The organism is Brevibacterium renqingii, assembly GCF_017808095.1.
In the GTDB taxonomy this organism is placed as follows: Bacteria; Actinomycetota; Actinomycetes; order Actinomycetales; family Brevibacteriaceae; genus Brevibacterium; species Brevibacterium renqingii.
This window is the reverse complement of the sequence record NZ_JADBHG010000008.1, coordinates 36,606-51,659: the sequence shown is the minus strand read 5'-3', so window position 1 is coordinate 51,659 and position 15,054 is coordinate 36,606. Positions and strand designations below refer to the sequence as shown.

The window sequence follows — 15,054 nt, the reverse complement described above, 5'->3', positions numbered from 1 at the left end:
GATCAAGCGCCGGCCCCTTCCGACACCTCGGACGAAATCCATACAGTCGCCGTTGTATTCGTACAGGCCAGCGCCGAGGATGGCACTCATGAACGCAATGAAGCACCTCCTCGCGGGAGTTAGGGTCGTCGATTTCTCCCGCGTCCTCGCCGGCCCCTACGCCACTGCGATGCTCGCCGACCAGGGCGCCGAAGTCATCAAGATCGAGATGCCCGGTCACGGAGACGATTCCCGACACCTCGGACCCTTCACCGGAACCGGGTCGGCCTATTTCACCGGACTCAATCGCGGCAAGCGCTCCATCGAGGCCGATCTCAAAGATCCTGACCACCATGCTCGTCTGCTTCAGCTCATCGCCGACTGCGATGTCGTCGTCGAGAACTTCCGCCCCGGCGTCGCGGCGAAGCTCGGACTCTCCTACGAGGACGTCAAAGCGATCAAACCCGATGTCATCTACGCTTCGATCTCCGGATTCGGTCAGCACGGCACCCAGTCCCAGCGCCCCGCCTACGACACCGTCATCCAGGCGCTGAGCGGTCTCATGGCCTCGACCGGCTTCCCCGATGGTTCGCCCACCCGCGTCGGCGAATCCATCGCCGATGTCTCCGCCGGAGTCTTCGCCGCCTTCGGCATCTCCTCTGCCCTCTTCCACCGTCAGACCACCGGCGAGGGAGCCCACATCGACATTCCCATGCTCGACGTCATGCTCGCCATGCAGCCGACGAACGCCTCGATCCATGCGGCAGGTTCCGCTCCGGCCAGGGTCGGCAATCGCCATCCCGTCTCGGCCCCCTTCGACACCTACCGGGCCGCCGATGGTCTCATCGTCATCGCCGTGGCCAACGACCGGCTCTTCGGAGTCCTCGCCGACTCCCTCGACAAACCCTCCCTTCCCGCCGACCCTCGCTTCGCCACGGATGCGCAGCGCTCGGCCAACGACGAAGCGCTGCGCACCGAGATCGAAGAGTTCACGACGGGCCACACCGTCGACGAGCTGTGCACGATCTTCGACGCCGCCGGGGTCCCGAACTCCCCCGTCCTCGACTACGCCGAGGCTCTCGACGGCCCGATCGGCGCAAGCCGGGATCTCGCCGTCGAGGACGAACGCACCGGGCACGCCTACCTCGGCCATCCGCTCCTCGTCGACGGAGTCCGGCCCGCGTCCACGCTGCCGGCGCCCCGCCTCGGCGAACACAATGCCGACTTCAGCGCCGCACCCCGGCACTGACCCCTGCCCGACCCCACGGGCACTCTCCGACCGAGCCGCCTCGGCGTCGGCCCCTCCCTGCCTCCGCCCTCATACCGCACACGATCACCACACCCTAGGAGCACCCATGGCCTTCGACATCACCGCCGACGAACAGGAGATCCTCGACGCCGTCACCCGGATCAGCACGGACGTCCTCGCCCCGCAGGCAGCCGCCGCGGATGCGGACGAGCGCGTCGCCGACGAAACGCTGCAGACACTCGCCGAGGTGGGGGTCATGGGGCTCAACCTGCCCGAGGAGTTCGGCGGGCCGGGCGTGGGTTCGGCGGCGATGAGCCAGATGGTCGCTGCGGTGACCGAGGCCTGCGCGTCGACGGCGTCGATCGTGACCGCACAGTTCCTCGCCACCGATTCGATCCTGCTCGGCGGGACCGATCGCCAGCGGCAGGATTGGCTGCCGCGAGCCGCCGCCGGAGAGGTGATCGGGTCCTTCGGGCTGACCGAGCCGGGGGCCGGATCGAACCCGGCGGAGATGTCGACGAAGGCCACCCGCGTCGAGGGCGGCTGGCACATCAAGGGCACGAAGTGCTTCATCACGAATGCCGGTTTCGCGGACTTCATCGTCGTCTACGCGAAGACGGACACGGAGTCCGGGCACAAGGGGATCAGCGCCTTCATCGTCGATACCAAGGAGGCCCGGGACGGACTGAGCTTCAATCCTCCGGAGAAGACCATGGGCCTGCGCGGCAGCCCGGTCTACGAATTCGTCATCGATGCCGTCGTTCCCGCCGATGCGCTGCTCGGTGTCGAGGGCGAAGGCTTCACCACAGCGATGCGGGTGCTCGACCGCGGTCGCATCGAGGTGGCGGCGATGAGTCTGGGCATCTCCAAGGCCGCGCTCGATGCGGCAGTCGCCTGGGCCGGTGAGCGCAGGATCAACGGCAAGCCGCTGAATCGCCTGCAGGGCATCGCCTTCAAGCTCGCCGACATGTACACGAAGTACCGTTCGGCGTGGCTGCTGACGATGGACGCCGCCGAGCAGCGCGACGCCGAGGTGGACTTCACCCTCTCGTCGGCGACGGCCAAACTCGCCGCTTCCGAGGCCGCCGCCTTCATCGCCGACGAAGCCCTGCAGATCCACGGCGGCTACGGCTTCACCAGGGACTTCCCGCTCGAGCGATACGTCCGCGATGCGCGGATCTACCGCATCTACGAAGGCTCCTCGGAGATCCAGCGCACCATCATCGCCCGGTCGCTGGCGAAGTAGGCGGCGGGGGTCAGGCCTCGCAGACGTTCGGGGTAAGGGCCCACCTCGGCGCGAGGGTCGGGAACGTCGGGGCCCCGGCGCGGGGATCGCACGCGTCGGGCCGCCTCGGCGAGACGTCTCGGCGAATGATCCTGAGGGAATCTATTGTTGGACCTCGCGGATATTTCCGATATCTCGGACGGAAAGAGTGATGTGGACCTCGTACCAGCGTGCGCTGCGGTGCCACACTGTTCCTGATTCATAAGTTCAAAGGAGAAATTCATGGCTGGTACATCCAGTTCGGGGATCGAAAAACGGTCCATCGAGATGGTGCCCGACGCCGAGCGACACGGGACGCCGAAGTCCCAGTTCACGCTGTGGTTCGGGGCCAATACGCAGATCACCGCGATCGTCGACGGCGCCCTTGCCGTCGTCTTCGGCGCTGACGCACTGTGGGCCATCGTCGGTCTGCTCATCGGCAACATCATCGGCGGCATCGTCATGGCTCTGCACTCGGCTCAGGGTCCGCAGCTGGGTCTGCCGCAGATGATCTCCTCGCGCGCCCAGTTCGGCATCATCGGCGCGATCATTCCGCTCGTGCTCGTCGTGCTCATGTACATCGGCTTCGCTTCGACCGGCGCGGTGCTGTCCGGCCAGGCCGTCAACCTCATCATCGGCGTCGAGACCCCCGCCGTGGGGATCGTCATCTTCGGCGCGCTCACCGCGCTGGTGGCGCTGCTGGGCTACAAGTACATCCACGTGCTCGGTCGGATCTCCTCGGTGACCGGTCTGCTCGGGTTCCTGTTCATCACCTACTGTGTGCTCACTCAGGTCGACGTGCCCGGACTGATCTCGCACTCGAGCTTCGCCTTCCCCGCATTCCTCTCCGCGGTCGCCCTGTCGGTGGGCTGGCAGCTGACCTACGGCCCCTATGTCGCCGATTACTCGCGCTACCTGCCGCGCTCGACCCCGGCGTCGAAGACCTTCTGGTTCACCTTCGGCGGCTCGGTCATCGGTTCGCAGTGGTCGATGACGCTGGGAGCTCTCATCGGCGCCGCCGCCATGACGGAGTCGGGCAACCGCTTCGTCGACAACCAGGTCGGCTATGTCGGAGACATCGTCGGCGGCGGGGTCTATGCGCTGCTCATCTTCATCGTCATTCTGCTGGGCAAGCTGACCGTCAACACGCTCAACGCCTACGGCGCATTCATGTGCACGCTGACGATCCTCACCTCGTTCGGCAATAAGGCGACCATCCGCCGCTGGACCCGCGCGGTCTTCGTCATCGGCATCGTCACGCTGACCGTCCTCGTCGCTCTGCTCGCTTCGGCGGACTTCCTCGCGAACTTCAAGAACTTCGTGCTCGCCCTGCTCATGGTCTTCACCCCATGGAGCATCATCAACCTCACCGACTACTACCTGATCTCGAAGGACCGCTTCGACATCCCAGCCTTCTACGACCGCCACGGACGCTACGGCAACTGGAACTGGCGCGCGCTGCTCTCGTACGGAGTCGGCGTCGTCATCCAGATCCCGTTCCTCGCTCAGTCGTTCTACACCGGCCCGCTCGTTGCGAAGCTCGGCGGCGCGGACATCTCGTGGCTTGTGGGCATCGTCGTCACCTTCGTGCTCTACTACGTCCTCATCCGCAATCACGGCGTCGCCCCGAAGGAGACGATCTACCCCGAGGTGGAGGAGCTCGAACGGGCGTGATTCCCGGCGCATGGCAGCCGGTGCCGCCGACCCTGCTGCCACTGCCTCGTCTGCAAGAGAATCATCGACGCCTTGGGGCCGGTTTCCGACACGGAGACCGGCCCCGAGGCGTCGATGCTCGTTTCGCGACCGTCGCCTGTGCGCCTCGGTTGGCGCGGCCGTCGCCTGTGCGCCTCGGCGGGCGGCTCCGACTGGATCTGCGATGGCGCGATGGCGCATCTCAAGAAACCCCGAGGTTACCAATCGGTTTTACTATCAAGTAATATCAGTGACGCCCGTCACCATACGGGCACCGCACCGCGGGTGGCCTCGCCGACGACACCCCTGTCACGCTGGTCCGCACCGCCGCTGTCAGCACCTTCTCACTGACGAGACGCACGACCTCAATGCAGAGATCCACGACAGAACAGGACACATGCCTATGCGCACTCCCACAGACACGCCTGCAACCAGCAGCCTCCGCCCGCGCCGCCGGCTCGGGCCGGCCAGCGCACTCGGAGCCGCGGCCCTGACCAGCCTCGCACTTGCCCTCGGCCCGACCGCGACGCCGGCACAGGCGAGCGAACTCGTTCCGCAGACCGAGGCCGAGGCCGAAGACCTCGTCGAAGACCGCCAGGCCGAGGGCTCCAGCTCGCTGAACGAGAGCAATGTGCCCGACGGCATCAGCGTCGAAGAAGCGCGCGCCGCCGTCGACAAGTCCGACGAGATCAGCACTGCCGACATCGAGTACGCCGCAGCTCTCGAGGACCTGCCCTCCAATGACGTCCCCGAAGACTTCTACAAGACCCCGGACCAGCTGCCGGAAGAGAACGGCGCCGTGGTCAAGCAGTCGCCGTCGACGTTCTACCTCGACCCGGTCAAGCTCATCAAGCACAACGCGAAGACCACGGCGTTCATGTACAAGACCACCGATGAGCAGGGCAATGCGCGTGCCGCCACCGCCACCCTGCTCACCCCCGAAGGGGCAACAGGGACTGCGGAGGACGCAGTCGTCCTCTCCCCGGGAACCCAGGGCACTGCCGACAAGTGCGCCCCCAGCCGGCAGATGAGCATGGGCACCGAATACGAAGGCATCTCTGTCACCTCCGCATTGGCGGCGAAGCACCCGGTGATCGTCGTCGACTATATGGGCCTCGGCACCGAGGGCACGCACCACTACCTCAATCGCGTCGAAGAGGGCCGATCCGTGCTCGACGCGGCCAAAGCGGTTCAGAATGTCGAGGGAAGCGACATCGACGCCGATACGAAGCTCCAGCTGCGCGGCTATTCACAGGGCGGCCAATCGACTGCCTCGGCCATGGAGCTCGCCGAGGACTGGGCACCCGATCTCAACATCGCATCCGCCTCGGCGGGGGCCGTCCCAGCAGACCTGTACGACACCGTCTCCAAGCTCTCCAGCGTATACACGGCGTTCCTCCTCTACGGCATCGACACCTTCGCCGAACAGAGCGGAGTCGAGCTCTCCGAGCATCTCAACCAGAAGGGGCTCGACGCCGTGGAGAGCGCCTCGAATCAGTGCACGATGGAGGCTCTTGTGAGCCACGCCTTCACCGACACGAGCACGCTGACGAAGGACGGCAGCTCATTCCAGGAGCTCGTCGACGAAGAGTTCCGACCGATCATCGACAAGCAGCTCCTGGGGAAGTCATCGATCCCCGACGTCCCCGTCCTTGTCAACCACAGCCGACTCGATGACGTGGTCCCGTTCGAGCAGGGACGCGATCTCGCCTCGACGTGGTGCAAGGCCGGCAACCGCGTGGCCTTCGAGGACAATCTCGGACCCACACACGTCGGCGGCTACGTCGTCTCGCTGCCCCGAGTCGAGGCCTTCACCGATCGCACCTTCGCCGGCAAGGCTCCGCTCGACAGCTGCTGGCGGCTCTGAGCGAGTCGGCAGCCTGAGCAGCTTCTCGCGGAGGCTCGCCCGACTCTACATCGGCGCGAGCCTCCGCCACGGCAGCAGCTGCTCGACCGCGGCGGCGACCTCGAAGGCCCGCCGGTCATCGTAGGGATGGGCGATGATCTGCACGCCGGTGGGGATGCCGCAGTCGGCGAGACCCGAGGGCACATTGACGATCGGCACCCGATTGCAGATGTTGAACGGCATCGTCATGTGCGCCTGCCAGTAATGGTCGAGGCGCAACCCTCCGACGTCACCGTCCGAACCGTCCCGGCCGATACCGGTCGCATCGATCGTGATCCCGTCGAGGTAGCTGGCGTCGGCTTCCAACCCCGCCACCGCCGAGGTGGGCGCCAGGAGAACATCGAACCCGTCCATGGCGGCGGCCAGCTCGGCCTGGATCTGCGCCTCCATCGCGAGACCGTCGTACTGCGAGCGTCGCGCTGCCACAGCCTCGGCGTCGTCCATGAACCGCAGTGTGTAGTCGGCCAGAGTGTCCTCGTGCCCACGGGTCGCCGCCCGCATCCCCGGGGCGAGGATATTGCCGAAATGAGTGAACGCCGTTTCGAAGATCCGTTCGGCCGTCCATGGCAGCTCGATCTCTTCGACGATTGCACCGGCGGATCCGAGCGCCGAGGCGACCGCGCGGGTATTGGCGATGATGTCCTCCACGACGGGGAAGTCCCCCAACCGCAGACACAGCGCGATCCGCCGGCCGTGCAGGCCCTCCACCACCTCGCCGGAGGCAGCATCGAAGCCGTCGAGGAATCCTGATGAATCGATCGTCGCATGGTCGCTGGCATCGAGCCCGACCATGACTCGCGCGAGCAGGGCGGCATCGGCCACGGTGCGCGCCATCGGCCCGTCCCCGCGGTACCAGTCCGCAGCCAGCGGCTGCGCCCCGGGGACCCGGCCGTACGGAGCCTTGAAGCCGACGGTGCCGGTGAAGCCGGCCGGCAGCCTCGTCGAACCGGCGATATCCGAGGCCGTGGCCAGAGGAGCGAAGCCGGCGGCGAGCGCCGCACCCGATCCGCCCGACGACCCGCCCGGCGACAGCTCGAGGTTCCACGGATTGCGCGTCACACCCCACATCGGCGAGTGCGTGATCGTTGCGCAGCTGAACTCCGGCGACGTCGCGCGGGCATGGATAGCCCCTCCTGCTGCGCGGATGCGGGCGATGATCGCCGCGTCCGCCTCGGCGATGGTGTCGCGTTCGTGGATGAGGCCTTGAGTCAGCTCGCGGCCTGCCAGGGCGTGCTTCTCCTTGGCGATCACGGGCAGTCCGAGCAGCGGACGGGTGGCGGCCGCCTCGGCGAGGTCGTCATCGGTGGCATTCGCGCAGAAGCGCTCGGCCTCCTTCGCCGAGGTGACCGCCTCCTCGACGACCTCGGTGACCGCATTGACCCGCTCGTCCTCGGCGGTGATGCGACCGATGTGCGCAGCGAGATGGTCGACAGGGGAGAGTTCCTTGGCACGGAACCGCGCGAGTGCCTCGGTGGCGGACAGAGTCCAGGATTCGGCGGCTGAGTTCATGAGATCACCTCGGCGTGAGTTCGACAGTCGGGCCCGGAACGGGCGTTGCTCATACGGTATCGCTCGACCGCGGCTCGGCGACGGAGCGGCCCACCGCTGCGATGAAGTCCTGCCGTGGTGGTGGGGCCGCTCCGTCGCAAAGAATCCGCTCTGCGCTTCAATCGACATCGATCCGCGTCAGTGCCGACGAGTAGAGTCGCCGTCAAATCGACCCTGAATGAATCATTTGCCTTGATCTGCACTTCAAACGCCAACGAAGCTGTTTCGAATCGAATGATTTTCGAAATTTCTATTGTTTTATCCAACTTGACCGTCTAGAATGAGAACAAGAGACCTTCAACGACGAACGGAACTCGCCAGCGATGACCTTCACCCCCGACCGCAAGCGACGCAAGTCAGGAAAGCGCGACCGTCGTGCCGCCGCTGACTCGCGCAGCGGAGCGAGCAGAAGGCCGCCGATCAATTCGAGCCCCGCGGATTTCACCGACCTCCCGCCCTGCGCTGCTCAAGAATCCGCGGACAACGCACTCGTGCAGCCCGAAGCCGAGTCACCGCGCCCTGCGTCTCTGGCAGAACAGCTCAAGTCAGCCGGACTCGACCTCAGCGACCACTGCCTCGCCGAGATGTTCAACGCCCTTGACCCTGTGCCGACCGACGACGCCCTATCGACCGACGACAAAGAATCACGCGACGATACATCGGCTGCCGACGGCGAGCAATCGAGCGAAGCCGTCGAACCAGCGATTTCTGCCGAGGCTGAGCCGAACGCACAGACGGATTCGACTGCACACACAGATCCGACCGCACAGTTCGAAACGAATGAGCAGACCAGCTCAACCACGCAGCCCGAAACCGCCGAGCCTGCGAACGCGATCACCGGAAGCAGCAACGGCACAGCTCCCGTCGCTGCTCAGTCCGAGGCTGGAGACGATTCTCAGCGACCCGCCTCGCAGCACCCGATCCTCACCGACGCAGCTTGGAACGACCTTGCCGCAACCGCTCCCGAGATCACTGACTCGATCGCCTCGCTGACCGGACTGGTTGGAGCGCTTCGGACATTCGACCGGCCGATGGGGCCGAGCGAGGCCCTGCAGGTCATCGATGGCGCGGAGGCACTGCGTCGGATCAGTGAGTCCCTGTCCACTTTGGCGCTGGCCGTCTACGAACGCGTCGGCACGCCCGCAGACAGTGGCGCCAAGTCGACCAAGGCGCTCATCCAGGAACGCCTCAATCTCTCGGGTCGAGAAGCGAATCGCCGCGCAAAGCTGGCAGAGAATCTTGGGGGACGTGTCGCCCTCGATGGCCAACCGCTCGAGCCCGAGCACCCACTCGTTGCCGAGCAGCTCCACCTCGGCACCCTGCCGGCCGAGCATCTCACTGTCATCGAAGACTGCCTCAAGGCGCTGCCAGCGTGGGTGGACCAGGAGACGAAATCCCGAGTGGAATCCGACCTCGTGAAGTACGCGGCGTCGGTGACTGTCAGCGAGCTCCGCGACATCTTCCGTCGGATGCTCGCTCTTATCGACCCCGACGGTGCGGAGCCGCTCGACCCCAGCGATCGTTCCGCCTATTTCGTCACCGCCCGTCCCAAACGCAACGGTGACTGGAGGCTGGAGGGCGTCCTCGATCCCGTAGCGGGATCCGAACTTCATGGGCTGCTGACATCGCGGATCCAATCCGGCAAAGGCAATACATCGAGCACAGCGGGAGCAGGGCCCACGAACGCCGCAGCGGCCGTTGCCGAGGGCGAAGACGCTCCAGCATTCGCCCCGAACGCCGGAGTCGGTCAGGCTCGCGGCGAGGAACGGTTCGAACCGATCGACGCCGTACTCGCCGGAGACCGTTTCGATGCACCCCCGTGGGCCGTCGTCGAGGCTGCCGGTGAGGCCGAGGCCGATAGGGCCGATTCCGACCGTTCCATTCCTGCCGGTCACGGTGTCCGCGCCGATGGTGCGGCCGTTGATCTCATGAGCGAGCAGCCCGGCGCGAGGATCTGGATCTACGAGCGTTTTGCTACTCTCATCTCGCGCATCAGCATGAAGGAAGCTGCCAAGGGTTCACCTTATGCTCTCGTCGTCACAGCCAAGGCGTCTGATGTCGCCGACGGCACCGGTGAAGCCACCACAGGCTCCGGTGCCCGATTCCCGATGGGCGACATCACCCGTCGCGGTCTCAATGGCACGGTCTTCTTCCACTTGATGGACGAAAAGGCTCGCACGGTGGAAGTCTGCACGGATCAGCGCTTCGCCAATAAGAAGCAGACCGCGATCGTCACCGCCCGGGATCGCGGATGTGTGTTCCCCGGATGCGACGCACCAGCGGGATGGTGCGACGTGAACCATGTCGTGCCGTACGCCAGGGGCGGTGAGACCGACATCAACAACATGTGCCTGCTCTGTTCCTATCACCACCACCTCATGGACCGCTCCGACTGGGAAGTCCTCATGCTCACTGACGGGCGGCCGGCCTGGCGCCCGCCAGAGAGCATCGACCCCGCTCGCGCTCTCATCCTGCACTCACGGTTCATCACCGACGACATCATCGACGGTCTCTTCGGCACATAGCCCTGCTCGGTGGCTCAATGGCATCGCTGTGTCTTCATCTCGGGTGAGCACGCAGGGCACAATCTGCGCCCACACCTACAATCGGCGTCCGTACCGCAGTCTGAGCCCACGGCCGCCGCCCTGCCGACCATATTTGGTCCATGTTTCAGGACGCGAGCAGATGCATGAGACGCGAAATGACGCAGACGCGCACTGAAGCCTGTACGAAATATGGCCAGTCGCCCTCACAGCGCGAGCCTGCACGCCGTCACCGAAAAGGATCCGTGACTTCGCTCAGGTCGGCGAGCAGCCGGCGCAGCGTATCGAATGATCCGTCCCCGAGTTGGCTCCTCCATTCATCTTCAACCTCGGCCTCCGACCGACGGGCAACAGCGATGACCTCATACCCTCGGTCAGTGATGGTGATGAGCTTGGCACGCCCGTCCTCGGGGTCGGGCGAACGTCGCAAGAAGCCACCTGTGATGAGTTCGTCGACGAGGTAGGCAGCACTCTGCTTCGTCAGCTGCGCAGACTCAGCGAGCTCGGTCAGTCGTGAACCCTCGGGGCTCACTCGCTCGAACAGCCGTGCCTGCGACAGGGTGATCGTGTACCCGGCTGCTTCGACGGCGGTCATCGACCGCATCTCCGTTTGCCGGTAGGCGAGGAAGGCCAGCATCCCGAGGCTCGGCTGCCCGCTCGGACGGGACTGCCGGTCTGAACCCGACTGCGCGCTCTGTTCACCCATCAGCATTCCCCCACTGCTCGAAACAGCTCTTGTGCCGCTTTACGGCGGCTCTTATAATAGTCAGACTATCTGACTACTATTGTTCATTCCACCGCCCTCACCGATCACTCGAACCCTGAACCGGTCCGCCCCACGCAGACGGGCCGTCTCACACAGACGGTCCATCCTGCACAGACGGAACGCCCTTCACAGAGGAGAAAGCATCATGGACGATGCACTGTGGTCCACCGTGGAAGCCGAGCGGCTCGATCTCGCCGAGACACTCACCGAACTCACTCCCGAGCAGTGGACGACCCAGTCCCTGTGCTCCGAATGGAGCGTGCGGGACGTAACAGCGCACTTGGCCATGACACCGACCGCGCCCACATTGGGACAGATCATGGTCGGCCTCATCCGCTCCCGCGGCGACATCTGGGCCTTCGGCCGGGACATCGCCCGCGCCTACGCACGCTTCCCCACCGAGGAGATCATCGCCGAGCTCAGGCGCACCGCCGCATCCCGGCATCTGCCGCCGCTGACCAGCCCGGACAATGCGCTGCTCGATGTGCTCGTCCACGGTCAGGACATCGTCCGCCCTTTGGGAATGACTCGTGCCATCCCCACGTCCGCGGGCCTCGCCGCGCTCCACCACGCCTGGTCGATGGGCTGGCCCTTCCACGCACGACGACGCCTGCGCGGCATCCGGCTCACCGCCACGGACGCAGACCTCATCGTCGGATCGGGCGCACCAGTCGAGGGCCGCCTCGGCGATCTGCTCCTGCTCGTCACGGGCCGCACCGAAGCCGCGCTGCCGCACCTGTCCGGACCGGGAATGTCCCTGCTCAATTCACCACCTCTCTTAAGGAAATGATCATCATGGTCGCCATCATCACCGCACTCGGGGCCTTCTGGCTCGGCTGCCTGCTCCGCTCGAGGTTGGCCGCCCATCTCATCTATGCCGTCGCCTATCTGTGGGCGTTCGTCTTCCAGACTCTGTACCTGTTGCTGGCCAGCCTCGAAGGAGGCAGCGACCCGGCGTTCTCCCCGGGCACGTTCCCCTTGGAGTACGGTCTGGTCACCCTCGGGGTGCTCGTCATCGGCTTCGCTCTGGTCGAGGCCGGCCACCGGCTGCGGATCCGACTGCGTCACCGCCGGAGCCTCCGCGCGGAAGGGACGGCGGACGGCGGGCTGGCGACTGCATAAGGGATTCTCAGTCGTCGCAAATAGACTGAGTCCATGCCTGCAGTTCCCACGAGCGCAACGCTCGCCGACACCGCCCTGCCGCACGACATCTCGGCGGCGATCCCGAGTCCGAGCATCTCGAGCTTCCAGCTCGGCCCGCTGACGATCCACTTCTATGCGCTGTGCATCCTCGTGGGCATCATCATCGCGATCGTCCTGACCAATCGCCGTCTGACCGCACGCGGAGTCGAGGACTGGCAGGTGCTCGACATCGCGACCCTGGCCGTGCCGATGGCCATCGTCTTCGCCCGCATCTACCACGTCATCACGCACTACACGGACTACTTCGGCCCTGGCCGCAACCCGTGGAACCCCTTCGAACCCGGATCCGTGTGGGCGATCTGGGAGGGAGGCATCGCGATCTTCGGTTCGCTCATCGGCGGCACCCTGGGCGCTTGGATCATGTGCCGCCGGCTCGGCCTCAAGCTCACGACGCTGCTCGATGCCCTCGCTCCCGGCCTCATCCTCGCCCAGGCATGCGGACGCTTCGGCAACTGGTTCAACCAGGAGCTCTTCGGCCTGCCGACCACCCTGCCCTGGGGGCTCGAGATCGATCCGGGCAATCCGGCGATCCCGCTCGGCACTCCCCCGGGCACTCTGTTCCACCCGACGTTCCTCTACGAGGTCATCTGGAACAGCCTCGGCGCCCTGGTCCTGCTCTACCTCTCTCGCCACATCTTCTTCCAGTGGGGACGACTCTTCGCCGTCTACCTCATGTGGTACGGCGCCGGCCGCATCGTCTGGGAGTCCATCCGCCTCGACCCCAGCTTCGTCATCCTCGGTCTGCGCACGAACGTCTGGGGCGCGATCGGAGCCGTGGCGCTGGGCGTGGCCATCATGCTCGTGCAGTGGAAGCGCCACCCCGAACCCGAGGAATCACCGTTCATCAAGGGACGTGAACCGCAGCCGGCCGAATCCTGAGGCTCACCCTCGCCGAGGCGGCTCCCCCACGACCGCCATCACCTGGACCATGAGGGATCCGGGGCAGTCCATCACCTGGATCAGATGCGGCCAGACCGTGGAATCCGGCCAGACCGTCCTTCACCCGGATCGGGTCACGGACGGAATTCAGCCCCGCTCCGCCTCCGATCGCGCGGCTCCTTCGGGATGGTCCGTGGTGCTCACAGAGGGTGCCTGCGACGCATTGTCGTCGGCTTCCGATGCATGGTCCGAAGACGGCGCGAAATCTGGGGACTCCCCGTCTTCGACGACGAGCTTGATCTGGGAAGTATGTGCGATATCGCCGTTCTCGATCGCTGTTCTGACGACGTCTTCCTTCTCATCGGGGATGACAGGGATCTCTTCTCCGTCGCAGTCGACGAATTTGCCGTCGATGAAGCAGTCGCCCTCACGAAGGTCCTTGAGATTGGTCGGAGTGAGGTACCGGATCGGTTTCGCCGCGAATACCGAGGGGTCCTTCGAATTGCCGGCAGTGAACTCGTTGAACAGCAGATTGAGCAGGACAGCCATGATCGCCGCCGAGGAGATGCCGGAATGGAACACCACTTGGAACCAGTTCGGGAATGCATCGTAGACGTCCGGCTTCATCACCGGCAGCATCGCGAAGGCGAGTGAGGACGAGACGATGATGAGATTCATATTCCCTTCGAAGCTCACCGTCTTCAGGCTGCGAATGCCCGATCCTGTCACGGTTCCGAAGAGGATGAAGCCTGCACCGCCGAGCACGGGCATCGGCACAGCGGCGACGACCTCGCCGAGGAATGGGATGAGTCCGAGTGCGACGAGGATGACGCCACCGGCCGAGACGACGAATCGGGACGTGATCCCCGACAGGGCGACCAGTCCCACATTCTGCGCGAATGCCGACTGAGTGAACGAACCGAAGAACGGGGCGATGGTCGAGGACAGCATGTCCGCCCGCAGGCCGTTGGCCACTCGCTTCGAGTTCACCGGAGTTCCGACGATCTCGCCGACGGCGATGATATCGGCTGCGGTTTCGGTTTTGATGACGAGGATGACGATGAGCATCGACAGGATTGATGCGATGTCGAAAGTCGGCACCCCGAACGGCAGAAGCGCCGGCAGAGCCACGGGGGCGGAGGAGCCGATCTCTGAGAAATCGGCTTTGCCCATCAGCGCTCCGATCGCGGTGCCGAGGACGAGGCCGATGAGTATGGACAGTCGGGAGATCGTTGCGGATCCGACCTTGCTGAGCAGAAGGATGATGCCGAAGGTGATGAACGCCAAGAGGATATTGCTGATCGAGCCGTATCCGGCTGCTTCTTCGTCCCCGCCCATCGCCCAATCAGCTGCGGTGGGGATGAGGGTGAGGCCGATGGAGGTGATCACCACTCCGGTGACCACCGGCGGGAAGAACCGGATGATCTTGGCGAAGAAGGGGGCGATGACGAAGCCGATGATGCTGGCGACGATGATCGAGCCGAAGATCGAGTTGACGGTCCCGCCACCCTGCAGGATGGCCAGCATGGTGGCGACGCCGGCGAATGACACGCCTTGGATGAGGGGAAGCTTTGAACCGATGAAGCCGAAGCCGATGCTCTGGATGAGTGTGGCGAGGCCGCCGACGAACAGGCTTGCCGTGACCATCTGTCCGCTTTCGGCGGGGGAGAGACCGGCCGCCCCGCCGATGATGATGGGCACGGCGATGATTCCGCCGTACATGGTGAGCACGTGCTGCAGGCCGTAGGCGAACTGCTGCGGCAGCGGCAGCCAGGAATCCTCGGGCCGGTCGGAATCCGGCGGAAGCGAGTTGAGACGGCGTTTCGTGGACTTCTGTGTCATCGATAGAACTTTCCAGGAGGGTTTCTCAGCAAGGGGCTCAGACTCACCTACGTCGCTGCGGCTACGCGTCGAACCTCTTATCTTTTTCGTATCGTGGATCACATTTTCCAGAAAATGTAATCCTGATCACCCTCTTCCCTTTTCACGTCCAAGTCAAATCTGACTCTTCGGTAACCGGGCCTG

11 protein-coding genes are annotated in these 15,054 nt (G+C 64.9%); 8 read left to right on the top strand and 3 right to left on the bottom strand.

The genetic code is table 11. The annotated features are described in order from the left end of the window. Positions 1-88: 88 nt before the first annotated feature. The 4 genes from IIE29_RS14220 (at position 89) to IIE29_RS14205 (ending at position 6,051) form a co-directional block, all read left to right on the top strand. Positions 89-1,228: a CaiB/BaiF CoA transferase family protein gene (locus IIE29_RS14220; protein WP_209325960.1), complete on the top strand. Its 1,140-nt coding sequence runs from the start codon at positions 89-91 to the stop codon at positions 1,226-1,228. A gap of 106 nt (positions 1,229-1,334) precedes the next feature. Further along, positions 1,335-2,474: an acyl-CoA dehydrogenase family protein gene (locus tag IIE29_RS14215; RefSeq protein ID WP_209325959.1), complete on the top strand. Its 1,140-nt coding sequence runs from the start codon at positions 1,335-1,337 to the stop codon at positions 2,472-2,474. 261 nt (positions 2,475-2,735) lie between these two features. Then, entirely contained in the window at positions 2,736-4,166 is a 1,431-nt protein-coding gene (locus tag IIE29_RS14210) for a purine-cytosine permease family protein (RefSeq protein ID WP_209325958.1), read from the top strand. Between the two features lie 421 nt (positions 4,167-4,587). Beyond that, positions 4,588-6,051, top strand: coding sequence for a lipase family protein (locus tag IIE29_RS14205; protein WP_209325957.1), 1,464 nt, complete (start codon positions 4,588-4,590; stop codon positions 6,049-6,051). Between the two features lie 45 nt (positions 6,052-6,096). Here IIE29_RS14205 and IIE29_RS14200 read toward each other — a convergent pair whose 3' ends face one another. After that, a complete protein-coding gene (locus tag IIE29_RS14200) occupies positions 6,097-7,599 on the bottom strand; it encodes an amidase (protein WP_209325956.1) in 1,503 nt (500 codons plus the stop codon). Positions 7,600-7,961: 362 nt separating this feature from the next. Between IIE29_RS14200 and IIE29_RS14195 the strand changes: the two genes are divergently transcribed. Beyond that, a complete protein-coding gene (locus IIE29_RS14195) occupies positions 7,962-10,163 on the top strand; it encodes a DUF222 domain-containing protein (protein ID WP_209325955.1) in 2,202 nt (733 codons plus the stop codon). A 247-nt stretch (positions 10,164-10,410) separates the two neighbouring features. On the opposite strand, the gene IIE29_RS14190 is transcribed toward IIE29_RS14195, so the two are convergent. Next, positions 10,411-10,887, bottom strand: a complete 477-nt coding sequence (locus IIE29_RS14190; protein WP_209325954.1) for a MarR family winged helix-turn-helix transcriptional regulator — start codon at positions 10,885-10,887, stop codon at positions 10,411-10,413. A gap of 205 nt (positions 10,888-11,092) precedes the next feature. Between IIE29_RS14190 and IIE29_RS14185 the strand changes: the two genes are divergently transcribed. Genes IIE29_RS14185 through lgt form a run of 3 tightly spaced genes read left to right on the top strand, consistent with a single transcriptional unit; the run spans position 11,093 to position 13,029 of the window. Beyond that, positions 11,093-11,737 carry a maleylpyruvate isomerase family mycothiol-dependent enzyme gene (locus tag IIE29_RS14185; protein ID WP_209325953.1) on the top strand — a complete coding sequence of 215 codons (645 nt, stop codon included), beginning with the start codon at positions 11,093-11,095 and terminating at the stop codon, positions 11,735-11,737. Continuing rightward, entirely contained in the window at positions 11,734-12,069 is a 336-nt protein-coding gene (locus IIE29_RS14180; RefSeq protein ID WP_209325952.1) for a hypothetical protein, read from the top strand. Before IIE29_RS14185 ends, IIE29_RS14180 begins: the two co-directional genes overlap by 4 nt. Positions 12,070-12,102: 33 nt before the next feature. Continuing rightward, on the top strand, positions 12,103-13,029 hold the full coding sequence (gene lgt, locus IIE29_RS14175) for a prolipoprotein diacylglyceryl transferase (RefSeq protein ID WP_209325951.1): 927 nt from the start codon (positions 12,103-12,105) through the stop codon (positions 13,027-13,029). A gap of 147 nt (positions 13,030-13,176) precedes the next feature. On the opposite strand, the gene IIE29_RS14170 is transcribed toward lgt, so the two are convergent. Continuing rightward, entirely contained in the window at positions 13,177-14,871 is a 1,695-nt protein-coding gene (locus IIE29_RS14170; RefSeq protein ID WP_209325950.1) for a nucleobase:cation symporter-2 family protein, read from the bottom strand. Between the last annotated feature and the right edge of the window lie 183 nt (positions 14,872-15,054).